The organism is Embleya sp. NPDC020886 (assembly GCF_044333915.1).
Lineage (GTDB): Bacteria > Actinomycetota > Actinomycetes > Streptomycetales > Streptomycetaceae > Embleya.
The window spans coordinates 434320-459409 of the sequence record NZ_JBIRRX010000004.1; the positions used below are offsets into that span (position 1 = coordinate 434320).

The following is a 25090-nucleotide window of genomic DNA, read 5'->3' on the forward strand; positions in this document are numbered from 1 at the left end:
CTGTGCCGACACTGTCACTGCCCGCATCGTCGCACCGAAGAGAGCATTGTGGCCGCCGACAAAATCGACACCATCGTCAGCCTGAGCAAGCGCCGAGGCTTCGTTTACCCCTGTAGTGAGATCTACGGCGGCCAGAGGGCCGCCTGGGACTACGGTCCCCTCGGCGTGGAGCTCAAGGAGAACATCAAGCGCCAGTGGTGGCGCACGATGGTCACCTCGCGTGACGACATCGTCGGTCTGGACTCCTCCGTCATCCTGGCCCGCGAGGTGTGGGAGGCGTCCGGTCACGTCGAGGCGTTCGTCGACCCGCTGACCGAGTGCACCTCGTGCCACAAGCGCTACCGCGCCGACCACCTCGAAGAGGCGTACGAGGCCAAGCGCGGCAAGCTGCCGGAGAACGGCCTCGCCGACATCACCTGTCCCAACTGCGGGAACAAGGGCACCTTCACCGAGCCCAAGATGTTCAACGGGCTGCTCCAGACCTTCCTCGGCCCCACCCAGGACGAGTCCGGCCGCGCGTTCCTGCGCCCGGAGACCGCCCAGGGCATCTTCGTCAACTACAAGGCCGTCGAGCAGACCTCGCGCAAGAAGCCGCCGTTCGGCATCGCCCAGACCGGCAAGAGCTTCCGCAACGAGATCACCCCCGGCAACTTCATCTTCCGCACGCGCGAGTTCGAGCAGATGGAGATGGAGTTCTTCGTCAAGCCGGGGGAGGACGAGACCTGGCAGGAATACTGGATGCAGCAGCGCTGGGACTGGTACGTCGGTCTCGGCCTCAGCCCCGACAACATGCGCTTCTTCGAGCACCCGAAGGAGAAGTTGTCGCACTACTCCAAGCGCACGGTCGACATCGAGTACCGCTTCAACTTCGGTGGCACCGAGTTCTCCGAGCTGGAGGGCATCGCCAACCGCACGGACTACGACCTGCGCACGCACTCGGAGAAGTCCGGCACCGACCTGTCGTACTTCGACCAGGACGCGGGCGAGCGCTGGTTCCCGTACGTCATCGAGCCCGCCGCGGGCCTGAACCGGGCGATGCTCGCGTTCCTGCTCGACGCGTACTTCGAGGACGAGGCGCCCAACGCCAAGGGCAAGCTGGAAAAGCGCACCGTGCTGCGCCTGGACCCGCGCCTGGCGCCGGTCAAGGCCGCCATCCTGCCGCTGTCGCGCAACACCGACCTGTCGCCCAAGGCCCGCGGGCTGGCCGCGGACCTGCGTCAGTACTGGAACTGCGACTTCGACGACGCCGGTGCGATCGGCCGCCGCTACCGTCGCCAGGACGAGATCGGCACGCCGTTCTGCATCACCGTCGACTTCGACACGCTCGAGGACGACGCGGTGACCGTGCGCTCGCGCGACACCATGCAGCAGGAGCGGGTGTCGCTCGACCAGGTCGTGGGCTATCTCGCGGCGCGGCTGCCGGGCTGCTGACCCGGAGCCGGCCGTAGGCCGGGCAACGAACGTGAGGGGCGCCGTCCACGACGGCGCCCCTCACGTGCATCGCGGCCCGGCCCGGGGCCGTCGCGCGGATCCCGCCCGACCACGCCTAGCCCATCTTGAAGATGCCCGCCACGATCCGGTCCGTCATCCGGTAGTTCAGGTCGCCGAAGACGGCGCTCGCCGCCTTGGAGACCGCCTCGCCCTGGCCCTTGAGCGGCGCGCCGTCGGCCCGGCCGATGTCGATCACCAACACGTAGTGCCCGGTCGTGGTGGAGACCGCGATGTGCTCGGAGCCGTCCTTGAAGGTGATCCCGCTCGACGCGGGCGGCGTGAGCCACGCGGTCGGCGACGTCGCGAACGGAATCGCGTCCAGCGCCTTGCGCAGCTCCTGCGCCTTGGGCTTGTCCGGTACCGAGATCACCGACAGCGTCGCCACGAACTTGCCGGCGGAGTCCTTGTACGACCCGCGCAACACGCCCAGGCAGCCGTTCCGGGTCAGCGCCGAGCCGGTCGCGGTGACGGCCTTCGAGCAGTCCTTGGCCGCCGAGCCGTCGACGGCCAACTGCCGGTACTTGGCGCCGCTGCGCCCGTCGAACTCGCCGGCTTCCTTGAAGAAGTAGTCCGTGGTGAAGGACAACTTGTCGGTGGAGACCGCGTCGATGTCGCTCGTGTTCGGCGGCGGCGCGGACTGGAACCCCTTGGGCTCGTCCGCGGGGGCGGGGGTCGAGCCCTGCGGTGCGGGCAGCGAGCCGCCGTTGTTCACCGGCTTCGGCGAGGAGTTCGCGGCCGGCTTCTTGTCGTCGCCGTCGTCGCCGGAGACGAGGAGGAAGGCCCCGCCGCCGATCACCGCGAGCGCCACCACCGCGGCCACCGGCACCAGCCACTTCGGCCGCCTCGGCGGCGCGGGCGGCGGCGGCCCGCCGTACCCCTGGCCGTACTGCTGCGGGTACGGCTGACCGTACGGCTGTTGTCCGTGCGTGGGTTGCCCGTAGGGCTGCTGCTGCCCATAGGGCTGCGGACCGTTGTTCGGCTGTCCGTACGGCTGTTGCCCGTGGCCGTAGCCGGGCCCATTGGGGGGCTGCGGGGGCGGGAAGGCACTCATGGTGCGGAGATTAGTTCATCGGGGCGACCCGGCCGGGGCGGATCCACCGGCCCGGTCGGTCGCCGCGACCAGCCGGGCCCGGGTCTCCATCAGCGCGAATCCCAGCAGATTCGACCCGCGCCACAGCTCGGGATCGCCGGCCCGCTCGTCGTCCGCGGCCAGCCCGATGCCCCAGATGCGATCCACCGGGCTGGCCTCGACCAGCACCCGCCGCCCGGTGCCCAGCAAGAAGGCGCCCATCGCCGGGTGTTGCCCGAACTTGGCCACATTGCCGCGCACGATCAACTCGAACCGCTCGTCCAGCCAGCGCCGCTCGTCGAAACCGCGCACCTGCCGACCGATCGCCTTGGCGGCCTTGGGGTGCGCCGCGGCCAACACCCGCCGTTCCGCGTCCGCGTCGTCGAACATCCGCGCCTTGCCCGCCATCATCCAGTGCTCGGCCGTGCGATAGGTCACGTCGTCCACCGTGAACGGCGACGGATACCACTGACTCAGACAGCTCGAGTCGACGCCGTCGAGCGGCTCCCGATGACCCCAGAAGAAGACGTACTTCACCCGCGGTGTGCGCCGGGCCCGCAGGATCAGCGACGCGACGTCGCGGGGCTCGGCCGTGGGCGCGGCATCCGGCTCGTCGGTCGTCGTCCCGGAATCGGGGGAATCGGTGGTCATGCCCGCGATGGTGTCAGGACCGGCGGACACCCGGCATCCGCTTATTCCCCGAAGGCCTGCCTCCCCGGTGGGCGACAATGGATCGATTCCGTTTCCCGCACCCTCCTGGAGCACCGTCCATGGCACCCGCCGACGCACCCATCCCCGACGCGACCGGCAGCCCGTGGGCGCCGCTGCGCCTGGGCGCCGCGGGCGGTGCGCAGATCTGGCCACCGGTGGTGCTGGCCCCGATGGCCGGAATCACCAACGCGCCGTTCCGCACGTTGTGCCAGGAACAGGCCGAGGCGGCCACCACCGCACGTCCCGCCGGGTTGTACGTCAGCGAGATGATCACCACCCGCGCTCTGGTCGAGCGGGACGCCAAGACGCTGCGCCTGATCCGCTTCGCCGACACCGAGCGCCCGCGCAGCATCCAGCTCTACGGCGTCGACCCGGACATCGTCGGCCGCGCGGTGGCGATGATCGTGGACGAGGACCTGGCCGACCACATCGACCTCAACTTCGGCTGCCCGGTGCCCAAGGTCACCCGCAAGGGGGGCGGCTCGGCGCTGCCCTACAAGCGCAACCTGCTGCGCGACATCCTGCGCTCGGCGGTCAAGAACGCCCGCGGCGTGCCGGTCACCATCAAGATGCGCAAGGGCATCGACGACGACCACCTGACCTACCTCGACGCGGGCCGGATCGCCGTGGACGAGGGCGTCACCTGGGTCGCCCTGCACGGCCGCACCGCCGAGCAGCACTACGGCGGCACCGCCGACTGGTCGGCCATCGCCCGGCTCAAGGAGGTCGTCACCGACATCCCGGTGCTCGGCAACGGCGACATCTGGGACGCCGAGGACGCGTTGCGGATGATGCGCGAGACCGGCTGCGACGGCGTCGTGGTGGGCCGCGGCTGCCTGGGTCGCCCGTGGTTGTTCCGCGACCTGGTCTCCGCGTTCGAGGGCAGCGCCGACCGGGCCCGCCCGACCCTGGGCGAGGCCACCGCGATCATGCGCCGGCACGCGGTGCTGCTCGCCGAGTGGATCGGCGACGAGGCGCACGGCGTGACCGACCTGCGCAAGCACGTCGCGTGGTACATGAAGGGCTTCTCGGTCGGCGGCACCATCCGCCGCGGCCTGGCCACCGCGAGCAGCCTGGCCGAACTCGACGACTGGTTCGGCCGGCTCGACCTGGACCAGCCCTGGCCGATCGGCGCCGACGGGCCGCGCGGACGCACCGCCGGCGGCAAGCGGGTCGTGCTGCCCGAGGGCTGGCTGGACGACCCCGAGTGCGCGCTGCCCCCGGTCGACGCGGAGCTGGACCACTCCGGCGGCTGACCCCGGCCCGGGCGGCGGAGAATTCCACAAGGTCCCGTTTGCCACCCACAGTGACGTCGTACAGTGAGTGGATGCCCAAGATTCGAGCGTCCTCCGTCGCCGAACACCGCGCGATGCAGCACGCCGCGCTGCTCGACGCCGCGCGGAGCCTGCTCGACGAGGGCGGTTTCGCCGCACTGACCTTCCCCGCGCTGGCCGAACGCACCGGGCTGGCCCGCTCCTCGCTCTACGAATACTTCGCCTCGCGCGCGGCCGTGGTCGAGGAACTGTGCGCGGTGGACCTGCCCGCGTGGGTGGCCGAGGTCGAGGACGCGATGGGCGCGACCGAGGACCCGGCGCAAAAGATCGCGGCCTACGTGGCCCGTCAGTTGGAACTGGTCGGTGATCGCCGTCATCGGGTGGTGGTCGCGATCTCCACCGGCGAACTGGATGCGAACGCGCGCGAACGCATCCGGGCCGCCCACGGGCGCATCGTCGAACTCGTGGTGGACGCACTGGCCGCACTGGGTCACCGGGACCCGATGCTGGTGGCGACCCTGGTCCAGGGCATGGTCGACGCGGCGGTCCGGCGGATCGAGTGCGGCGCCGACCCCGGCGCGGTCGAGGCGGCCACGCTGGCCCTGGTGCTCGGCGGCGTCGCCCGGGTCGGATAGCTCGCGCCGTTCGGATACAGCCGCACCCGCACCCGGCGCAGCAACGTGAGCGGATCCCGATACTCGGGCACCAGCAATCCCCAGTGCAGGCACGGCTCGCCCAGATGGAACGGCCCCGGAGCCAACTCCCCGAGCGGCTCGCCCGCCGCGATCGCCCGCCCGGCCGACACCGACGCGAGCACCGGCTCGTAGGTCGTGCGCACGGCGCCGTGCCGCACGCTGACCACACCCCGCCCGGCCACCGATCCGGCGAACACCACCACCCCCGCGCCCGCCGACCGCACCGGTTGCCCGACCCGGGCCGCGAGATCGACCCCACGATGCCCCGCCGACCAGGCCGTTTTCGGGGCCTCGTATCCGCGCAGCAGCACAGGGCGCGGATCCAGCGGCCACACCCACCGCCGGGGCGGCGCCGCCCCGCGCACCGCCCCGGGCGCGGCCGGCGGCCCGGCCGTCGCCAACACGGCGGTGAGCAACAACAGCACCGGCACGATCGAACCTCGGCCCCGCATCGATACGTTCATGCCCTCAGGTTGACCATCCACGACCGGGCGCGGACCAACGCGCGCTCGGCTGTGGATAAATGGCCATCTATCGCGTGTGGACAACTTTTTCCATACCAAGGGTCAAAAAATGCCGGCCGGAAGGCGAGTCGCTCGGCCGCGCGCGGTTCCCGTACACTTCCCGGAGCGGCCCGGCCTTCCGGGTCGACTTCGCGCGCCCACCTTCGAGCCGCCGACGTCCCGCATGGCGAGACGCCACCGAGCGGGACTCGATGGGGACACCTCTCGGTCCGGGAATCCGCAAGGACCTCGGCGTGGTGTCGCGGGCGTCAGGCGTGGCGGCGACCCGTCGTCACGGCACAACCGAGAGTCCCGGGCACGATCGCCGGGACGAGAGCCCAAGGAGCGTACGGCCATGGCCGTCGTCACGATGCGGGAGCTGCTGGAAAGCGGCGTCCACTTCGGTCACCAGACCCGCCGCTGGAACCCGAAGATGAAGCGCTTCATCTTCACGGAGCGCAACGGCATCTACATCATCGACCTGCTCCAGTCGCTGTCGTACATCGACCGCGCCTACGAGTTCGTCAAGGAGACCGTCGCCCACGGTGGCACGATCCTCTTCGTCGGCACCAAGAAGCAGGCGCAGGAAGCGATCGCCGAGCAGGCGACGCGCGTGGGCATGCCCTACGTCAACCAGCGCTGGCTCGGCGGCATGCTGACCAACTTCTCGACGGTCTACAAGCGCCTCCAGCGCCTGAAGGAACTCGAGCAGCTCGACTTCGACGACGTGGCCGGCTCGGGCATGACGAAGAAGGAACTGCTCGTCCTCAAGCGCGAGAAGGACAAGCTGGCGAAGACCCTCGGCGGCATCCGCGACATGCAGCGCGTGCCTTCGGCCGTGTGGATCGTGGACACCAAGAAGGAGCACATCGGCGTCGGCGAGGCCCGGAAGCTGCACATCCCGGTCGTCGCGATCCTCGACACCAACTGTGACCCCGACGAGGTCGACTACAAGATCCCGGGCAACGACGACGCGATCCGCTCGGTCACGCTGCTCACCCGCGTGATCGCCGACGCCGTCGCCGACGGTCTCATGTCGCGTGCCGGTGGCGCCGCCGCCGACACCAAGGCCACCGCCGGCGAGCCCCTCGCCGACTGGGAGCGCGAGCTGCTCGAGGCCGGCAAGAAGGAAGAGGCCGCTCCGGCCGAGGCCGCCCCCGCCGCCGACGAGGTCGTCGAGTCCGGCTCGGTCACCGAGGCCGATGTCGTGGCCGAGGCCGAGACCGGCGAAGCCGCTCCGGCCGCCGAGGCTGCGACCACCGAGGCGCCGGCCGCCGAGGCCGACCCGCAGGTCTGACCCTGGAACGAGGGGTACGACGGCCCGGCCGACGTACCCCTCGCCCTGTGCCGGGCCCCGATCACGGTGCGTGCGTATTCCGTACGTCCCCGTATGTGTCGGAATACCGCACAGCCCCTTGACCTTCATCGGGTGGGACGACAGCCTCACCCGCAGTCGCTCGGTGCAACCGGGCCGCTGACCCGAGAGACGAGAGAATCAGGACATGGCGAACTTCTCCGCCGCGGACGTGAAGAAGCTCCGTGAGCTCACCGCCGCAGGCATGATGGACTGCAAGAAGGCCCTCGAAGAGGCCGAAGGTGACGTCGACAAGGCTGTCGAGATCCTTCGCGTCAAGGGCCAGAAGGGCGTCACCAAGCGCGAGGGCCGCTCGGCCTCCAACGGTGCGGTCGTCGCGCTGCTCGACGGCACCGCCTCCGGTGTCCTGGTCGAGCTCAAGTGCGAGACCGACTTCGTGGCCAAGAGCCCGAAGTTCATCGAGGCCGCCAACGCGATCGCCGCGCACGTCGCCAAGTCCTCGCCCGCCGACCTCGCCGCGCTGCTCGCGAGCGAGATCGAGGCCGGCAAGACCGTCCAGCAGTACGTGGACGACGCCAACGTCGCGCTCGGCGAGAAGATCGTGCTGGACCGCTTCGTGCAGTACGCCGACGGCTTCGTCGCCGCGTACCTGCACAAGACCAGCCCCGACCTGCCCGCGCAGATCGGTGTCCTGATCGAGCTGGACGGCGCCGACGCCGAGGTCGCCAAGGACGTCGCGCAGCACATCGCCGCGTTCTCGCCCACCGTGCTCACCCGCGAGGACGTCCCGGCCGAGACGGTCGAGACCGAGCGTCGCGTGGCCGAGGCCACCGCGCGCGAGGAGGGCAAGCCCGAGGCCGCCCTGGCCCGGATCGTCGAGGGCCGGGTGACCGGTTACTTCAAGGACAACGTGCTGCTCGACCAGGCGTTCGCCAAGGACAGCAAGAAGTCCGTGGGCAAGGTCCTGGACGAGGCCGGCGTCAAGGTCAAGCGCTTCACCCGGTTCAAGGTCGGCGTCTGATCGCCCCTCGCACCACCTTGCCCCGCCTTGGAAACCACCGCGGTCGGGGCATGCAATAGGTATGAACGCAGTGAACAGCAGTATGGCGAGGAGGCCGCAAGGCGTGGAGGGAACCGTGCAGGAAACCGAAACGAAGGCGGCCTCCTCGTCGTCCGCCGAGGGCGACGAGCCGAACCCCTACGCGCGCCGGGTGCTGCTCAAGCTCTCCGGTGAGGCGTTCGCGGGCGGCGGCGCCCTGGGCGTCGACCCCGACACCGTGCAGACCATCGCGCTCCAGATCGCCGAAGTGGTCCGCCGCGGCACGCAGGTCGCCATCGTCATCGGCGGCGGCAACTTCTTCCGCGGCGCCGAGTTGCAGATCCGCGGCATGGACCGCGCCCGCTCGGACTACATGGGCATGCTCGGCACCGTGATGAACTGCCTCGCGCTCCAGGACTTCCTGGAGAAGCAGGGCATCGACACCCGCGTGCAGACCGCCATCACGATGGGCCAGGTCGCCGAGCCGTACATCCCGCGCCGCGCCGTGCGACACCTGGAAAAGGGTCGCGTGGTCATCTTCGGCGCGGGCATGGGCATGCCCTACTTCTCCACCGACACCACGGCCGCCCAGCGTGCCCTCGAGATCGACGCGGTCGCGTTGCTCATGGCCAAGGGTGTCGACGGCGTATACGACTGCGACCCGAAGTCCAACCCGGACGCGGTCATGTTCGATCGTCTGGATCACGCCGAGGTGCTCGCCCGCGGGCTCAAGGTCGCGGACGCCACCGCGATCAGCCTGTGCATGGACAACGAACTGCCGATCGTCGTCTTCAACCTGCTCGTCGAGGGCAACATCGCCCGCGCCGTGCGGGGTGAGAAGATCGGCACCTTGGTCAGCCGTACCGACGGCTGATCGACGGCGACAGGACCGGGACAGGAGCCGACATGATCGACGAGATTCTCCTCGAGGCCGAGGAAAAGATGGAGAAGGCCGTCGTGGTCGCCAAGGACGACTTCGCGGCGATCCGTACGGGCCGGGCCACCCCGGCCATGTTCAACAAGATCCTCGTGGACTACTACGGCTCGCCCACTCCGGTGAACCAGCTCGCGTCGTTCACCACGCCCGAGCCGCGCATGGTCATCGTGACCCCGTTCGACCGCGGCTCGACCAACGCGATCGTCAAGGCGATCCGTGACTCCGACCTCGGGGTCAACCCGACCGACGACGGCAAGCTCATCCGCGTGGTCTTCCCGCAGCTCACCGAGGAACGCCGCAAGGAGTTCATCAAGCTGGCGCGGGGCAAGGGCGAGGACGCGAAGATCTCGTTGCGGGCGATCCGCCGCAAGGCGAAGGAAACGCTCGACAAGCTGGTCAAGGACGGCGAGAGCGGCGAGGACGAGGTGCGCCGCGCCGAGAAGGAACTCGACGACACGACCCACAAGTACGTCGCGCAGATCGACGAGTTGCTCAAGCACAAGGAAGCCGAGCTGCTCGAAGTCTGATGAACGACTCGACCTGGGGCGGTACGCCGCCGGCCGATCCGCCCGCGGGAGCGCACCCCGATCTGCCGCCCGGCCACGACCCGTACGGGGCGTACGGCGCGTGGCCGGAGCAGGTCCCGGACGCACCGACGGGTCAGGATCAGGCCCACTACGACGCGGTCCGGTCCGGCGGCTACGGGGACGGCGCCACTCGTGCGCAGCAGCACTTTCCCGCCGGCGTCGGGGTACGGACACAGGATGACCACACGCAGGTGCTGTCACCGATCGCGGGTCACGACCCGGGCGACGAACCGGACCTCCGCTCGGGTTCGTCCGCGCGGGAGGATTCCGCTCGTGTGGACGCGGCTCGGCTCGAGCCCCGGCGTGAGGGGCTCGTGGTGACCGAGGAGCCGCCTGCCAAACCGGTCGGCAAGGCCGGTCGCAATCTGCCCCAGGCGATCGCCGTCGGCGCCGGGCTCGGCGGGATCATCGTCGCCTCGCTGCTGACCCTGCCGGTGTTGTTCGTCGGCGTCGTGCTGCTCGCGGTCCTGGTCGGACTGTGGGAGCTGGCCGGTGCGTTCGGTCGGGCCGAGGCGGTCGCCGACGCGTCGGGTCGGACCGCACAGGGCGCCACCGTCGGGCGCGGCATCCGCATCCCGGTGATACCGCTCGCGGTCGGCACGGTGGCGATGCTCGTCGCCGCCTACGCGCGCGGCGCGGAGGGGCTCGCGATCGCCACCGCGCTGACCGCGATCGCGGTGATGCTCTGGCGGATGACCGAGGGCCCGGAAGACTTCCTGCGGGACATGACGGCCGGTGTGTTCACCGTCTTCTACCTGCCGTTCCTGGCCGGGTTCGCGGTGCTCATGCTCGCCGACGACGACGGCGCCCAACGGGTGCTGACCTTCATCATCCTGGTGGTCTGTGCGGACACCGGCGCGTACGCGGCCGGAGTCACCTCCGGGGGTCCGCACAAGATGGCGCCGAGGATCAGCCCCGGCAAGAGCTGGGAGGGCTTCGCCGGCGGAGTGTTCCTGGCCGCCGTCGCGGGCGCGGTCTGTGTGACGACCATGCTCGACGGCGCGTGGTGGCAGGGCGCCGTGGTGGGCGTCGCCGCCGCGGCGGTGTCCGCGCTCGGGGACCTGGCCGAATCGATGATCAAGCGGGACCTCAAGGTCAAGGACATGGGCAACCTGCTGCCCGGTCACGGCGGCCTGATGGACCGGCTCGACTCGTTGCTGGCCGCCGCCCCCGTGGTGTGGCTGCTGCTCGCCGCATTCGTATGACCCGGACCTGATCCGGCGAAGAACCGGACAGGCCGCGTGTGCACGAGAGCGGGGTCGATCCGGCCCCGCCCGTACACCTGCGACACTGGACGAGCCATGCCCAAACCAGGAGAACTCACCTTCACCGCGCCGCCGCGTCGTTCGAAGCCGCCGCGCCACCTTGCCGACCTCAACCCCGCCGAGCGCCGCGAGGCCGTGGCCGAGCTGGGCGAGAAGCCGTTTCGCGCGGCTCAACTGTCCAAGCACTACTTCGGTCACCTCTCGGACGACCCCGAGCAGTGGACCGACATGCCCGCCGCGTCCCGGTCCAAGCTGGCCGAGGCGTTGCTGCCCGCGCTGATGACGTCCGTGCGGGACATCTCCTGCGACGACGGCGCGACGCGCAAGTCGTTGTGGAAGCTCTTCGACGGCACGCTCGTCGAGGCCGTGCTGATGCGCTATCCCGACCGGGTCACCATGTGTGTGTCCTCGCAGGCGGGTTGCGGGATGAACTGCCCGTTCTGCGCCACCGGCCAGGCGGGTCTGACCCGCAACCTGTCCACCGGCGAGATCGTCGAGCAGGTGCTCGCCGGCGCCCGGGCGCTGGCCCGCGGCGAGGTGCCCGGCGGCCCCGGCCGGGTCAGCAACATCGTCTTCATGGGCATGGGCGAGCCGCTCGCCAACTACAAGGCGGTGGTCGGCGCGGTGCGTCGGCTGACCGACCCGAGCCCGGACGGACTGGGCATCTCCGCCCGTTCGGTGACCATGTCGACGGTCGGTCTGGTGCCGGCGATGTACAAGCTCGCCGACGAACGCATCCCGGTCACCCTCGCGCTGTCCCTGCACGCGCCGGACGACGACCTGCGCAACACGCTCGTGCCGGTCAACACGCGCTGGGACGTACGCGAGGTGCTGGACGCAGCGTGGCACTACGAAGGCGTCACCGGCCGACGGGTGTCCATCGAGTACGCGCTGATCAAGGACATCAACGACCACGGCTGGCGGGCCGACCTGCTCGGGCGCCGGCTCAAGAACCACAACGCGCACGTCAACCTGATCCCGCTCAACCCCACCCCGGGGTCGAAGTGGACCGCGTCGACGGCCGAACGCCAGGAGGAGTTCGTCCGCCTGCTGACCAAGCACGGCGTGCCGGTCACCGTCCGGGACACCCGGGGCCGGGACATCGACGGGGCGTGCGGCCAGCTCGCCGCCGCCGAGGTCTGAGCACCGGCCGGCAAGTCGGACATCCGGGACAGGTCACGGGTGCGCGGCGCGGCGATATAGAACGGGTAACGAATCCTTATCGGATCCTTAGGCGCCCCAGGGCAGACTGATCTCAGTGCCAAGCCGCCGGATCCTTTGATCCCCCCGTTCGAATGATCCGGCGGTGGCACGCCCAAGCCGCCGGTCGAAGGGACACGATCCGGCGCACGGCTCGGGGTCGCGTGGCCCCCGAGACGATAAGCACTTCGAGCCCGTCGCGGAAGGGGACGCCGCGCCGGGCTCGAAGTGTTTTCCCATGTCCGGACCGATGGGGCGGAGCTTTTCGCCCGGTCCGTTCGCGCGCTTCCCGACCTCGGCTCAGGCTCCCCGGCGCAGGCCGGGCCGTTCGTCCCGCAGGGTCACCACCACCGCCGCGATCAGCGCGAGGGTGAGCAGACCGACCGTCCACACCATGCCCAGCAGGGCCGCGCGGGCGGGGATGGTGGGGAACGAATTCCCCTCGCCGCGCGCCGGCCAGGCCGTCAGCGCGCCGACCGCGATCGCGATCGGCACGCACACCAGCACCGGTACCACCAGCGCGGCCAGGGCCGCGCGGCGATCGATCCGCTCGCCGGCGCCGATCGAGTGCAACGTGTGCGAGGTCTCGCGGCGCGCGGGGCCGTGCTCGACGACCACCGTGAAGAGCATCGCCGCCGCACACGAGGACACCGTCGTCATGATCAGGAACAGCGGGGCGTCGGCCATCCCGGTCGGTGTGTGGTCGCCCGCGAGCCCGCTGGTGGTGATCACCGCGACCGCGACCGTGATCAGACCCAGTGGCAACGTCAGGCCGCGAGCACTCGCCTCGACCCGGCGCGCCGCGCACAACGTCCAGGCCCGACCCGCCCGCACGGCCCAACCCGAGCCCAGCCAGGTCAACAACCACGGCACGGTCAGCGCCGCCCCCAGCAGCACCGCGCCGTAGCCGGCCAGCGCCGCCGGCACCGCGCCGTGCGACAACCGCTCCGGATGGCCCGGGTCGGCGATCAGGTATTGGCCGAGCAGCCCGGCGAGCGCCACCAGCGGTCCGACGTAGGGCGGAACCGGGGGCCGGATCCGGGTCGACGGTCGCCCCGTCGCGTAGCCGGCGGCGAGCACCGCGACCAGGGGCACCGCGGCGAGCACCGCGACCACGCCCGGCCAGGGCGCCGAAGCGCCGATCAGCAGCAGGCGCCGGACCGGGGCAGGCGGTGCGGCCGGCAACGTGCGCAGCGCCAGATGCGCCTGCACCCCGGCGAACGACCCGGCCAAGGCGGTGACCGCGACCTCGGACACCACCGAGTCCCGACTCCGCCGGTTCGCGTCGGCGGCCCGCCCCGGGAGCGTCAGGCGAAGGCCGATCGTGACCAACACCGCCACCGCGCCCAGCACCGGCAGCGCCGCGAGCACCGGCCCGAGCAGGGCCGGGCCGGGAGGTTCGACCGGCAGCGCCCAGGCCAGCAGGCACAACAGCACGATCGTGGCGGCGCCGGCCACCGCCGCGCCGGCGAGCACCCGCACCGCGTCGACCCCGGAGGCGCCGTGCCACGCGTTGCGCAACCGGCCGGCGGGGGCCACGGGTCTACCACCCGTCCGCATGCGGGTCGGGGCGGCCCTCGCGCAGGGCCAGACAGTGGTCCGCGTGTGCGGCCACCCGCCGATGGGCGGTGGCCAGCACCAGCGTCATCCCGTGCGAGCGCACCGCGGAGACCAGGATCCGCATCAGGTGGTCCAACTCGGCCCCCACCAGATCGTGGGCCGGTTCGTCCGCGAACACCACGGCCGGGCGGGTGACCAGGGCCCGGGCGACCGCCGCGCGGCGCAACAACGCGGGGCCCAGGCCGGTGGGCCGGGATTCGGCGTGCTCGGTCACGTCCAGCCGATCCATCCAGTGCCGGGCGATCGCGAACGCCTCGGCCCGGCGGACCCGGTCCAGCAGCAGCGGCAGCGCCACGTTCTCCGCCACGGTCAACTCCGGCAGCAGCCGGGTACGGCCGTCGACGAGCCCGAAGTGCCGACGTCGCAACGCGGTCCGGCCCTTCTCGTCGAGCACGTGCATCGGGCCGCTGTTGAACCACACCTCGCCGCAGTCGGGGGCGACCACCCCGGACAGACAAGCGAGCAGCGCCGACTTGCCGGCGCCGGCGGGACCGGTGATCGCGAACGTCTCGTCGGCCCGGACCGCCGCGGAGACGTCCCGCAGCAGGGTGACCGGACCCTGGGTCAGGGTCAGCCCGCGGCCGCGCAGGATGTCGTTGTCGGGCGGGGTGGTCGGTACGCCGGCGACGACGGCGCGCCGCTCATGGGCTCTCGCCGGGCGGGACGACAGGGACATGGCACACCTCCCGCAGAGAAACGTTCGTTGCCACCCGTCTCCTCCAACGAGCATCCGGTCGCCGGGTTGCGGCAGGGAGGACAAACCCCTCACTCGGGGAATGCTGCCGGCGGCGGACGTTCGCGCGCACCATGATGAGGCGAACAGGTGTATCGAACGCGTTCCGAACGGGGTGCACATGAACCGCCGACTCGATCTTCCGGATCTCCTCAATGCCCGCGACGTCGGCGACCTACCGCTGATCGACGGGGGAGTCACTCGTACGGGCGTACTGATGCGGTGCGAGACCCCGGATCTGCTGACCCCCGCGGGCATCGATCGGCTGACCCACACCTACCGCGTGCGCCACGTGCTGGACCTGCGTTCGGACGGCGAAGGGCTGCCGCTCGCGCAGTGGCCGGGCGTGACCCGGCACCGGTTGCCGCTGCTGGGCCGACGTTCGGCGCTGGCCGCCGACCGGGCCGCGGTCGGCGACATCTCGGCGGGGCAGACCCAGGGCCTGGAGTTGGACGAGGACATCGACCTGGGCAGCGTGGACGAGTTCGGCGCGGGGTTGTTGTACATGCGGATGGCCGAGCGGGGCGGCGAGTCCTACGTGCGTTCGCTGGAGATCCTGGCCGGTGACGGTGGGGTGCCGGCGCTGGTGCACTGTACGGCGGGCAAGGACCGGACCGGGATCCTGGTCGCGCTGCTGTTGTCGGTCGCGGGGGTGGAGCGGGAGGCGATCATCGCCGACTACACCGAGACCGAGGTGCACCTGGTGGAGATGTTCGAGCGGATCGACCGGTTGCCCCGGCAGCCGCGGATCGACCCGTCCCATCCGGTGGCCCCGGCGATGCGCGGAGCGGCCCGCGCCTCGATCGACACGTTCCTGCGCGTGCTCGCCGAGCGGCACGGCTCGGCGGCGGATTTCCTGCTCAAGGCGGGTGCGGCGCCGGAGCATCTGGAGACCTGGCGTCGCCTCATCCGGGGGCGGTGACCCGATCGTTCCCGGGTCACGGGTCACCGCTTCGTCGGTGTGTCCGGTGGCCCGGGGCTCAGTGGCCCAGGAACCGGCCGAACGCGTGCGCGAGTCGGGATTCCTTCCCGGTGCGCTTCTCCTCGGCGTCCGCGCCCGCCATCACCCGCAGGCCGACGTTGGTGCCGATCCAGCGCAGCGGCTCCGGTTCCCACTTGGGCGAGCGGTGTCGCACCCAGGGCAGCCGGGTCAGCTCGGTGTACTCGTCGCGGATCAGGTCGGCGAGGGTGCGGCCCGCGAGGTTCGCGGTGCCCACGCCGTCGCCGACGTAGCCGCCGGCCCAGGCCAGGCGGCGGGCGCGGTCCAGGCCACAGCTCGCGTACCAGTCGCGGGCCACGCCCAGCGGTCCGCCCCAGGTGTGGGTGACCTCGGCGTCGCCGATCGCCGGGAACAGTTCGGCGATCACCCGACGCAGTTCGGCGAAGACGCCCTCGTCCCGGTCGAACTCGGGCCGCACCCTGGAGCCGAAGTGGTACGGCGCGCCGCGCCCGCCGAAGGCCAGCCGGTCGTCGGCGGTGCGCTGCCCGTAGATGATCAGGTGTCGCATGTCGCTGAAGCTCTCCCGGCGGGCCAGGCCCGCCTCGGCCCAGAACGACTTCGGCAGCGGCTCGGTGGCGATCATCAGCGAGTACACCGGGGCCAGGTCGCGATGGAAGCCGGCCAGCTCGGGGGTGTAGCCCTCGGTGGCCCGGACCACCACGTCGGCCCGGACCCGGCCGTGCGGGGTGCTCGCGACACCGTCCTCGATCGCGGTCACGGGGGTGTGCTCGTGGATGGTCACGCCCAGCCGGGTCACCGCGGCGGCCAGCCCCCGGGCCAGCTTGGCGGGGTGCACGACCGCGCAGTGCGGCGTGTAGGTGCCGCCGAGCACGTCGGTGGCGCCGACCATCGCGTGGGCCTCGGCGGCGTCCAGCAGCCGGGCGTCCAAGTCGTCGAAGCCCCACGCGTGTTCGTCCGCGACCAGTTGGCGGGCCCGGTCCAATTGCACCGGGGTGCGGGCCAGCACCACGGTGCCGCCCTTGGCGAAGTCGCAGTCGATGCCCTCCGCCGCGACCACCCGGCCGACCTCGTCCACGGTCGCGTTCATCACCCGCTGCTGGGCGATCGCCCGCTCGCGGGTGCTGCTTCGGGCCACCTTGGCCATCGACGCGGGGAACAGCGCCGAGCACCAGCCGCCGTTGCGGCCGGAGGCGCCGAATCCGGCGACCTCCCGTTCCAGGACCACGATCCGCAACGACGGGTCCGCCTGGGCCAGGTAGTACGCGGTCCACAGGCCGGTGTAGCCGGCGCCGACGATGGCCACGTCCACGTCCAGGTCGCCCGCGAGCGGCGGTCGGGGCGTGATGTCCTCGCCGAGGGTGTCGAACCACAACGACAGGTCCCGGTAGTCGGTGGTCATCGTCGCCACTTCCTCAGATAGTCCGGTGCGGGTAGATCGAAGCGCAGGTCGGGGGCGGTCACCGGCTCGCCGAACCGCTCGGTGAGCGGCACCACGCCGGCCCAGATCGGGGTGTCCAGGTCCTCGTCCGCGTCGTCCGGGGGACCGGCCGAGATCTTCACCGAGGTCTCGTCCAGGGGCAGGGCGAGCACCAGCGTCGCGGCGAGTTCCTTGGCCCGGTGCGGGCGCAACTCGCCCCGGCGGCCGGGCAGCAGCCGGTCGGTGAGCAGGTCCAGCGCGGCGACCTTCTCGTCCTCGGGCACCACGACGCACGAGCCGAGCACCATCGCGCTGCGGTAGTGCATGGACGATTCGAACGCCGAGCGGGCCAGTACCAGGCCGTCGAGCAGGGTCACGGTCAGGCAGGTCGGCGCACCCTCGGCCAGGCCGCGGAAGAGCCGGCTGCCGGTCGAGCCGTGGATCAACACCCGTTCGCCGTCCCGGGCATAGGCGACCGGGAGGACGAACGGCCGACCCTGCTCGTCGGTGATCGCGAGGTGCCCGACCAGGCCGGCGTCGAGCACGGCGTGCAGCGCGGTCCGGTCCGGCACGGCGTGGTGGGGCAGGCGGCGTATCCGGGTACGGGGGGTGGAGCCGGGCGTGGGGTGGCTCATCGGGCCTCTTCGGTGCTGCGAGCGCGGCGCGGGCCGGCGCGGGCGATTCGATGTCGTGATGTCGGTACTTCTTGGTTTTTCGGGCGATTTCATCCCGGATATGAGTCTGCCGCCGTCGCGCACTGGCGTGTGCGCGACGGCGGCAGACTCACTGAGGGTTCGTCGAATAGCCGGGGTTCACTGCTCGATCTACAGCTTGGTCCATGCCTCGGTCAGCACGCCACGCAGGATCTGCTCGATCTCGTCGAACACGCCCTGGTCCGCGGTCAGCGGCGGGGACAGCTGGATGACCGGGTCGCCGCGGTCGTCGGCGCGGCAGTACAGGCCGTTGTCGTAGAGCGCCGTGGACAGGAAGCCGCGCAGCAGACGCTCGGCCTCGTCCTCGTTGAACGTCTCCTTGGTGCCCTTGTCCTTGACCATCTCGATGCCGTAGAAGTACCCGTTGCCGCGCACGTCGCCGACGATCGGCAGGTCCTGGAGCTTCTGCAGCGTGGCCAGGAACTTGGACTCGTTGTCCAGCACGTGCTGGTTCAGGCCCTCGCGCTCGAAGATGTCGAGGTTGGCCAGCGCCACGGCCGAGGACACCGGGTGCCCGCCGAACGTGTAACCGTGCATGAAGACGTTGTCGCTGCCGTTGTAGAACGGCTCGGCGATGCGGTCCGAGACGAGCATCGCGCCGATCGGCGAGTAGCCCGAGGTCATGCCCTTGGCGCAGGTGATGATGTCCGGCACGTAGTCGAACTTGTCGCACGCGAACATCGTGCCGAGGCGGCCGAACGCGCAGATGACCTCGTCCGAGACGAGCAGCACGTCGTACTGGTCGCAGATCTCGCGCACCCGCTGGAAGTAGCCGGGCGGCGGCGGGAAGCAGCCGCCGGCGTTTTGCACCGGCTCCAGGAAGACCGCGGCGACGGTGTCGGGGCCCTCGTTGAGGATCGCCACCTCGATCTGGTCGGCGGCCCAACGGCCGAAGCCCTCGGGCGAGGAGTCGGCGAGGAACTCCGGCTTGCGGTACTGGTTGGTGTTCGGCACCCGGAAGGTGCTCGGCACCAGCGGCTCGTACGGCGCCTTGTAGTCCGGCAGGCCGGTGATCGACAGCGCGCCCTGCGGGGTGCCGTGGTAGGCGATGGCCCGCGAGATGACCTTGTGCTTGGTCGGCTTGCCGGTCAGCTTGAAGTAGTGCTTCGCCAGCTTCCACGCGGACTCGACGGCCTCGCCGCCACCGGTGGTGAAGAAGACCTTGTTCAGGTCGCCCGGGGCGTGGTTCGCCAGCCGCTCGGCCAGTTCGATCGCCTTGGGGTGGGCGTAGCTCCACACCGGGAAGAAGGCGAGCTGCTCGGCCTGCTTGCGGGCCACCTCGGCCAGCTCGGTGCGGCCGTGACCGGCCTGTACGACGAACAGGCCGGCGAGGCCGTCGATGTACTTGCGCCCGTTGGTGTCCCAGATGTAGCTGCCTTCACCGCGCACGATGGTCGGCACGGGAGCGTTCTCGTAGGACGACATGCGGGTGAAGTGCATCCACAGGTGGTCGTAGGCGCTCTTGGAGAGGGCCGCGTTGTCGTACTGCTGTGTCATCGAGTACCCCACTGGTAGGTCTGCTTCCGAAGCTTCAGGTAGACGAAGCTCTCGGTGCTCCGTACGCCCGGAATCGCTCGAATCCTCTTGTTGATGATGTCGAGCAAGTGGTCGTCGTTCTCGCATACGAGTTCCACGATGAGGTCGAAGGAACCTGCCGTGATGACGACGTAGTCCACTTCCTTCATCGTGGCCAGTATGTCCGCTACGGGGTCGATGTCTCCTTCGACACGGACCCCGACCATGGCCTGGCGATGGAAGCCGACGGTCAGCGGATCGGTCACCGCGACGATCTGCATCACGCCCTGGTCGAGCAGGCGCTGAACGCGTTGACGCACGGCAGCCTCCGAGAGACCGACCGCCTTGCCGATCGCGGCGTATGAGCGGCGCCCGTCCTCCTGGAGCTGCTCGATGATCGCCTTCGACACGGCGTCGGCCGGAGCGTTCGGGTTTCTGTCTCGACCGGCCACGTGGTCACTCTGCCTCATCAGATGGGCCTTTCGCAAGGGAATCCGTTGACTTTGCTCAGCGAGACAACTGATTCAGTTGTTGGTGCGTGATGGGGATGCGGATACCGACAGCAATCCGGTTAGGCTGGGAACGCGACCCAGGCCGGGATCGACCCCCTCACCGTCCTGCCGGTGCCGCCCCGTTTTCGAAGGAGACTTGGGACATGAGCGACCTGCGTACTCTGCGCAACTACATCGACGGCACGTTCACCGACGCCGCGGACGGCGGCACGCTCGACATCGTCGACCCCGCCACCGGCGAGGTCTACGCGACGTCCCCGCTCTCTCGCGAGCGGGACGTCGACGCGGCGATGCGTGCGGCGGCGGCGGCGTTCGAGACCTGGAGCGAGACCACGCCGGCCGAGCGGCAGCTCGCGCTGCTGCGGATCGCCGACGCGGTGGAGAAGCGCGCCGACGAACTGATCGATGCCGAGTGTCTCAACACCGGCAAGCCTCGCGCGCTCACCGCGTCCGAGGAGATCCCGCCGATGGTGGACCAGATCCGCTTCTTCGCGGGCGCCGCGCGCATGCTCGAAGGCAAGTCGGCCGGCGAGTACATGGCGGGGCACACGTCCATGGTGCGCCGTGAGCCGGTCGGTGTCTGTGCCCAGGTGGCGCCATGGAACTACCCGATGATGATGGCGGTGTGGAAGTTCGCGCCGGCCATCGCCGCGGGCAACACCGTGGTGCTCAAGCCGTCCGACACCACCCCCGCCTCCACCGTGCTGCTCGCCGAGATCATGGGCGAGATCCTGCCCGCCGGCGTGTTCAACGTGATCTGCGGCGACCGCGACACCGGCCGTTTGATGGTCGAGCACAAGACCCCTGCGATGGCCTCGATCACCGGTTCGGTACGCGCCGGCATGTCGGTCGCCGAGAGCGCGTCCAAGGACCTCAAGCGGGTGCACCTCGAACTCGGCGGCAAGGCGCCCGTCGTGGTCTTCGAGGACGCGGACATCGCCGCCGCGGCCGAGGGCATCGCCGGTGCCGGCTTCTTCAACGCCGGCCAGGACTGCACCGCCGCCACCCGGGTGCTAGTGCACTCCTCGATCCGCGACGAGTTCGTCGCCGCGCTGGCCGCCGCCGCCGCGGAGCTGGCGACCGGCCCGCAGGAGGACGCGTACTTCGGCCCGGTCAACAACGTCAACCAGCTCAAGCAGGTCAGCGGCTTCATCGAGCGCCTGCCGGCGCACGCCAAGGTCGAGACCGGCGGGCACCAGGTCGGCGAGAAGGGCTTCTTCTACGCCCCGACCGTGGTCTCCGGGCTGAAGCAGGACGACGAGATCATCCAGAACGAGGTGTTCGGCCCGGTCATCACCGTGCAGTCGTTCGAGGACGAGGCGGAGGCGCTGGGCAACGCCAACGGCGTGCAGTACGCGCTCGCCTCCTCGGTGTGGACCAAGGACCACGGCCGGGCGATGCGGATGGCCAAGCGGCTCGACTTCGGGTGCGTGTGGATCAACACGCACATCCCGCTGGTCGCCGAGATGCCGCACGGCGGCTTCAAGCACTCCGGCTACGGCAAGGACCTCTCCGGCTACGGCTTCGAGGACTACACCCGGATCAAGCACGTGATGACGAACTACGACGCCTGATCCCACCGCCGCGCCCGCGGCGTCGGCACGACCCACCCGCACCCTGTCAACTCCGCTCCGCGAGGGTTGACAGGGTGCGTGTTGCCGTCGGGGGTGGGCGGACGCCACGATGCGGTGGGCCATTTTGTACGCCACTGTGCGGTCCCCCGCCCACGGAGCAGGCCCCACCCCCGCATTCGCCAAGGAGTCGCCGATGACCCGCGCCCGCACTCGCGCCCAGTCCCCGCTGCGGATCGCCGGGCACCGGGTGGACCGGCGGATGTTCCTGCGCGGCACCGGCGCGGCGGCGGCCGCGGGCACCCTGGCCGCGTGCGGCGTGCCCTCCGCGTACGTCCAGGAGAGCAAGCGCGGCGGCCGGGACCGGTCGGAGCAGGAGAAGGTGGTGCGCTTCTCCAACTGGGCGCTCTACATCGACATCGACGAGAACGACGAGCAGAAGCACCCCACGCTCGACGCCTTCACCGACAAGACCGGGATCAAGGTCCGGTACTCGGAGGAGATCAACGACAACGACGAGTTCTTCGGGAAGATCCACCCGGCCATCCAGGCGGGCAAGGAGCCCGGACGCGACGCGATCGTCATCTCGGACTGGATGTGCACCCGCTTCGTCCGGCTCGGCTGGGTGCAGAAGCTGAACAAGGCCAACCTGCCGCAGGTGGACGCCAACCTCGCCGAATCGCTGCGCAGCCCGGGTTACGACCCCAGGCGCGAGTACACCGTGCCGTGGCAGAGCGGGATGACCGGCATCGCGTACAACAAGAAGCTGGTGGACCGCGAGATCCGGTCCGTGAACGACCTGTGGCGACCCGAACTCAAGGGGCGGGTCACCGTGTTCGCCGGCTTCATGGAGGCGGTCGCGCTGCTGATGCTCGGCGAGGGCGCGGACATCAAGACCTTCGCGGACGCGGACGTGGACAAGGTGATGGAGCGCATGCAGAAGCTGGTGGACAAGGACCACATCCGCAGCTTCACCGGCAACGACTACACCTCGGGCCTGGCCAACGGCGACATCCTGGCCTGCCAGGCGTATTCCGGCGACGTCGGCCAGCTCAAGCTGGACAACCCCGACATCGAGTTCGTGGTGCCCGAGGAGGGCGCCGAGCTGTGGTCGGAGAACCTGATGGTGCCGAACAAGGCCGCGCACAAGACCAACGCCGAGAAGCTGATGGACTTCTACTACGACCCGGAGGTCGCGGCCGAACTGGCGAACTACGTGGCGTACGTGTGTCCCGTCCCGGCCGCGCAGCAGGTGCTGGCCGAGTCCTCGGACCAGGAGATGCGCGAGTCGGCGACCAACCCGCTGATCTTCCCGGACGCCGAGATGACCGCGAAGCTGCACGGGATGCGCGAGACCACCGAGGACGAGGAGCGGCGCTGGGAGAAGGCGTGGGGGAACATCATCGGCCTGTGAGCCGGCGGATCAGCGCTCCGCCAGCGCCGGGTCGGCGGTGACGGCGCCGCGATAGGCGCGCAGGCCCAGCAGCGGGAACACCAGCACCGAGACCATGCCGGCGCCGACCATCGCGGCGGCGGTGCCCGCGCGCAGTTCGCCCTCCTCCACACCGATACCGCTGATCACCACGATCAGCGGCAGACCGGCCGAGGCGAACAGGGCCAGGCCCAGCCGCACGGCCGCCGGCGAGCCGCGCTCCATCAGGTACGTCGGCACCCCGCGAACCACCAGCAACAGCGCCAGGAACAGCGGCAGCAGGGCCAGCGTGCCCGCGTCGGCGAACAGCGCCCGGCCGTCGAAGCGCACCCCGCTGATCACGAAGAAGACCGGGACGAACATCCCGAAGCCGATCGCGTCCAGCTTGCCCGCGACCGTCTCGCGCGTCTCGGCGGGCATGTCGGACAGCAGCAGCCGGATGACCAGTCCGGCGGCGAACGCGCCGAGCAGGGGGTCCAGGCCGAGTTCGTCCGCGGCCCAGACCAACAGCGCGAGCGCGAGCACGGCCAGCCGGATGGCGAGTTGGCCGCTGGAGTGCAGCGTGGCCCGGACCACCCGGTCCAGCGAGTCGGGCAACGGTCGGCGCGCGAACGCGAACACCACCACGGTCACCGCCGCGAAGCAGGCCAGCGCGATCGCCGAGGCGCCCGCGTTGCGCCCGCTCAGCAGCAGCGACACGGCCACGATCGGGCCGAACTCGCCGAGTGTGCCGATCGCCATCACCTGGGTGCCGAACCGGGTCGGCAGCGCACCCGCGTCACGCAGGATCGGCAGCAGCGTGCCGAGCGCGGTGGTGGTCAGGGCGAGGCCGACCACCAGGCGGGACATCGTCGAGCCGGACCACACCAGCAGCAGCCCGAACAGCAGGCCGACCACCAGCGACAGCGCCCAGCCCAGCGTGGCCCGACGCAGCGGTCGGCCGCTGAGCCGGGTCGGATCGATCTCGAAGCCGGCCAGGAACATCAGGAACGCGAGCCCGAAGTCGGCCAGATAGGTCAGCACGGCACCCTCGTGCACCCAGTCCAGTGCGGACGGACCCGCCAGGACGCCGAGCAGGAGTTCGAACACGACCGTGGGCACCGGGATCCGGCGCCCGAGCAGATCGGCCACGAGCGGTGCGGCGAAGGCGAGGGCCAGGACGATCAGAAGGGACGCACTGTCGGGGGACACCGGCGGAGCATAATGCGCATCCGGTGCGCATTCCGGCAGACGCGCAGGTCGGCGGCCGACCTCCCGGCAAGAGCCGCCCGGACGGACGCACTAGGGTCGATATCCATGACTAGCAGCTCCCCCGAGGCCACCCCCGCGCCCGCCGTCGAACTGCCCGCCGACTCCGGTACCGACCCCGGAACCGAGCCTGTGACCTGGGATGTCGTGGTGATCGGAGCCGGCCCCGCCGGGGCGTCCGCGGCCCTGGCCGCGGCGCGCGCGGGACGTCGGGTGCTGGTGTTGGACCGGGCCGAACTGCCGCGCTACAAGACCTGCGGCGGCGGCATCATCGGCCCCTCCAAGAGCGCCCTTCCGCCCGGGTTCGAGCCGCCGGTCGAGGACCTGGTGCACGAGGTCGAATTCACCCTGCGCGGTCGCCGCCGGCGGGTGCGCTCGGCCCGGACCACGCTGATCGGCCTGGTCGACCGGGCTCGCTTCGACGAGGCGCTGACCCGGGCGGCGGTGGCCGCGGGCGCGGTGCTGCGCGAGGGCGTCGCGGTCTCCCGGATGGCCGAGCGGGACGGCCTGGTGACGCTGACCCTGCCCGGTGGCGAGTTGTTGCGGGCACACGCGGTGGTCGGCGCGGACGGCAGCGCGGGACGCAGCTCGGCCTACGTCGGGGTCACCTTCGAGCAGGTCGACCTGGGCCTGGAGGCGGAGATTCCGGTGCCGCCGGAGGTCGCCGCGCACTGGCGCGGCCGGATCCTGCTCGACTGGGGGCCGCTGCCGGGCTCGTACGGTTGGGTCTTTCCCAAGGGCGACACGTTGACCGTCGGGGTGATCTGCGCCCGGGGCGAGGGCGAGGCCACCCGCGCCTACCTGCGCGACTTCATCGGCCGGCTCGGTCTGGCCGGATTCCGGCCGGCCGTCGAGTCGGGCCACCTGACCCGCTGTCGCAAGGAGAGCGCGCCGCTCTCGCGCGGCCGGGTGCTGGTGGCCGGCGACGCGGCCGGGCTGCTGGAGCCGTGGACGCGCGAGGGCATCTCGTACGCGCTGCGCTCGGGCAGGCTGGCGGGGGAGCGGGCCGCGCTGGTGGCCCAGGTGGGCACCGACGCCGAGGTGGACAAGATCGGCGCCGAATATCACGCGGACATCGACGCGGTGCTGGGCCGCGAGATGCGCGCCGGCCGGCTCCTGCTGGGCGTGTTCGAGCGGCACCCCGGGATGTTGCACCACGCGGTGAGCACGCTGCCGCAGGGCTGGCGGGTGTTCCGCAAGGTGGTCCAGGGGCGGACCACGTTCGCCGACCTGCTGGAGCGGCCCGCCGCCCGGCGGGTGCTGGCGCTGACCGGCCACTGAC

General features: G+C 70.7%; 22 protein-coding genes and 1 pseudogene. 13 read left to right on the forward strand and 10 right to left on the reverse strand.

Going from position 1 to position 25090, the window contains the following annotated elements:
- The first annotated feature begins 48 nt into the window (after positions 1-48).
- Positions 49-1431 (forward strand): glycine--tRNA ligase, encoded by a 1383-nt coding sequence (locus tag ACH4U8_RS16990; RefSeq protein ID WP_360304650.1) that lies wholly within the window; start codon positions 49-51, stop codon positions 1429-1431.
- Between the two features lie 115 nt (positions 1432-1546).
- Here ACH4U8_RS16990 and ACH4U8_RS16995 read toward each other — a convergent pair whose 3' ends face one another.
- Positions 1547-2542 carry a hypothetical protein gene (locus ACH4U8_RS16995; RefSeq protein ID WP_395778576.1) on the reverse strand — a complete coding sequence of 332 codons (996 nt, stop codon included), beginning with the start codon at positions 2540-2542 and terminating at the stop codon, positions 1547-1549.
- A gap of 15 nt (positions 2543-2557) precedes the next feature.
- Positions 2558-3211: an NADAR family protein gene (locus tag ACH4U8_RS17000; RefSeq protein ID WP_395778578.1), complete on the reverse strand. Its 654-nt coding sequence runs from the start codon at positions 3209-3211 to the stop codon at positions 2558-2560.
- Between the two features lie 119 nt (positions 3212-3330).
- Here ACH4U8_RS17000 and dusB point away from each other — a divergent pair, with 119 nt between their 5' ends.
- Together dusB and ACH4U8_RS17010 are read left to right on the forward strand one after the other, a co-directional pair.
- Complete coding sequence (dusB, locus tag ACH4U8_RS17005; RefSeq protein WP_360304656.1) at positions 3331-4527, forward strand: tRNA dihydrouridine synthase DusB; 1197 nt, start codon at positions 3331-3333, stop codon at positions 4525-4527.
- Positions 4528-4598: 71 nt separating this feature from the next.
- Complete coding sequence (locus tag ACH4U8_RS17010) at positions 4599-5180, forward strand: TetR/AcrR family transcriptional regulator (RefSeq protein ID WP_020553151.1); 582 nt, start codon at positions 4599-4601, stop codon at positions 5178-5180.
- A gap of 86 nt (positions 5181-5266) precedes the next feature.
- On the opposite strand, the pseudogene ACH4U8_RS17015 reads toward ACH4U8_RS17010, so the two are convergent.
- Positions 5267-5704, reverse strand: a pseudogene (locus ACH4U8_RS17015) (peptidoglycan DD-metalloendopeptidase family protein); the annotation flags it as partial.
- A gap of 394 nt (positions 5705-6098) precedes the next feature.
- On the opposite strand from ACH4U8_RS17015, the gene rpsB reads away from it, so the two are divergent.
- The 6 genes from rpsB (at position 6099) to rlmN (ending at position 12029) form a co-directional block, all read left to right on the forward strand.
- Entirely contained in the window at positions 6099-7040 is a 942-nt protein-coding gene (rpsB, locus tag ACH4U8_RS17020) for a 30S ribosomal protein S2 (RefSeq protein ID WP_360304658.1), read from the forward strand.
- Between the two features lie 205 nt (positions 7041-7245).
- Complete coding sequence (gene tsf, locus ACH4U8_RS17025; protein ID WP_360304660.1) at positions 7246-8079, forward strand: translation elongation factor Ts; 834 nt, start codon at positions 7246-7248, stop codon at positions 8077-8079.
- Positions 8080-8161: 82 nt separating this feature from the next.
- Complete coding sequence (pyrH, locus tag ACH4U8_RS17030) at positions 8162-8971, forward strand: UMP kinase (protein ID WP_395778580.1); 810 nt, start codon at positions 8162-8164, stop codon at positions 8969-8971.
- Positions 8972-9003: 32 nt separating this feature from the next.
- The gene (frr, locus tag ACH4U8_RS17035) at positions 9004-9561 is read left to right on the forward strand and encodes a ribosome recycling factor (protein ID WP_360304662.1); all 558 of its coding nucleotides are present in this window, start codon (positions 9004-9006) and stop codon (positions 9559-9561) included.
- On the forward strand, positions 9561-10826 hold the full coding sequence (locus tag ACH4U8_RS17040) for a phosphatidate cytidylyltransferase (protein ID WP_395778582.1): 1266 nt from the start codon (positions 9561-9563) through the stop codon (positions 10824-10826). Before frr ends, ACH4U8_RS17040 begins: the two co-directional genes overlap by 1 nt.
- A 96-nt stretch (positions 10827-10922) precedes the next feature.
- Positions 10923-12029: a 23S rRNA (adenine(2503)-C(2))-methyltransferase RlmN gene (gene rlmN / locus ACH4U8_RS17045; protein ID WP_360304666.1), complete on the forward strand. Its 1107-nt coding sequence runs from the start codon at positions 10923-10925 to the stop codon at positions 12027-12029.
- 357 nt (positions 12030-12386) lie between these two features.
- Here the strand turns inward: rlmN and ACH4U8_RS17050 are convergent, their stop codons facing one another.
- A complete protein-coding gene (locus ACH4U8_RS17050) occupies positions 12387-13625 on the reverse strand; it encodes a hypothetical protein (RefSeq protein ID WP_395778584.1) in 1239 nt (412 codons plus the stop codon).
- 4 nt (positions 13626-13629) lie between these two features.
- Positions 13630-14382: an ATP-binding cassette domain-containing protein gene (locus tag ACH4U8_RS17055; protein ID WP_360304670.1), complete on the reverse strand. Its 753-nt coding sequence runs from the start codon at positions 14380-14382 to the stop codon at positions 13630-13632.
- Positions 14383-14560: 178 nt separating this feature from the next.
- On the opposite strand from ACH4U8_RS17055, the gene ACH4U8_RS17060 reads away from it, so the two are divergent.
- Positions 14561-15361 (forward strand): tyrosine-protein phosphatase, encoded by an 801-nt coding sequence (locus ACH4U8_RS17060; protein WP_395778586.1) that lies wholly within the window; start codon positions 14561-14563, stop codon positions 15359-15361.
- Positions 15362-15419: 58 nt separating this feature from the next.
- Here ACH4U8_RS17060 and ACH4U8_RS17065 read toward each other — a convergent pair whose 3' ends face one another.
- The 4 genes from ACH4U8_RS17065 to ACH4U8_RS17080 form a co-directional block, all read right to left on the reverse strand.
- The gene (locus ACH4U8_RS17065; protein ID WP_360304674.1) at positions 15420-16799 is read right to left on the reverse strand and encodes an FAD-dependent oxidoreductase; all 1380 of its coding nucleotides are present in this window, start codon (positions 16797-16799) and stop codon (positions 15420-15422) included.
- Complete coding sequence (locus tag ACH4U8_RS17070; protein ID WP_360304676.1) at positions 16796-17452, reverse strand: pyridoxamine 5'-phosphate oxidase family protein; 657 nt, start codon at positions 17450-17452, stop codon at positions 16796-16798. Before ACH4U8_RS17070 ends, ACH4U8_RS17065 begins: the two co-directional genes overlap by 4 nt.
- Before the next feature lie 189 nt (positions 17453-17641).
- A complete protein-coding gene (locus tag ACH4U8_RS17075) occupies positions 17642-19027 on the reverse strand; it encodes an aspartate aminotransferase family protein (protein WP_360304678.1) in 1386 nt (461 codons plus the stop codon).
- Positions 19024-19515 (reverse strand): Lrp/AsnC family transcriptional regulator, encoded by a 492-nt coding sequence (locus tag ACH4U8_RS17080; RefSeq protein ID WP_379989642.1) that lies wholly within the window; start codon positions 19513-19515, stop codon positions 19024-19026. Before ACH4U8_RS17080 ends, ACH4U8_RS17075 begins: the two co-directional genes overlap by 4 nt.
- Before the next feature lie 185 nt (positions 19516-19700).
- Here ACH4U8_RS17080 and ACH4U8_RS17085 point away from each other — a divergent pair, with 185 nt between their 5' ends.
- Complete coding sequence (locus ACH4U8_RS17085; protein WP_360304680.1) at positions 19701-21131, forward strand: gamma-aminobutyraldehyde dehydrogenase; 1431 nt, start codon at positions 19701-19703, stop codon at positions 21129-21131.
- A 193-nt stretch (positions 21132-21324) separates the two neighbouring features.
- Complete coding sequence (locus ACH4U8_RS17090) at positions 21325-22542, forward strand: spermidine/putrescine ABC transporter substrate-binding protein (protein WP_395778588.1); 1218 nt, start codon at positions 21325-21327, stop codon at positions 22540-22542.
- Between the two features lie 9 nt (positions 22543-22551).
- Here ACH4U8_RS17090 and ACH4U8_RS17095 read toward each other — a convergent pair whose 3' ends face one another.
- On the reverse strand, positions 22552-23751 hold the full coding sequence (locus ACH4U8_RS17095; protein WP_395778590.1) for a cation:proton antiporter: 1200 nt from the start codon (positions 23749-23751) through the stop codon (positions 22552-22554).
- Positions 23752-23856: 105 nt separating this feature from the next.
- On the opposite strand from ACH4U8_RS17095, the gene ACH4U8_RS17100 reads away from it, so the two are divergent.
- Positions 23857-25089, forward strand: a complete 1233-nt coding sequence (locus ACH4U8_RS17100) for a geranylgeranyl reductase family protein (RefSeq protein ID WP_395778592.1) — start codon at positions 23857-23859, stop codon at positions 25087-25089.
- Position 25090: the final 1 nt, after the last annotated feature.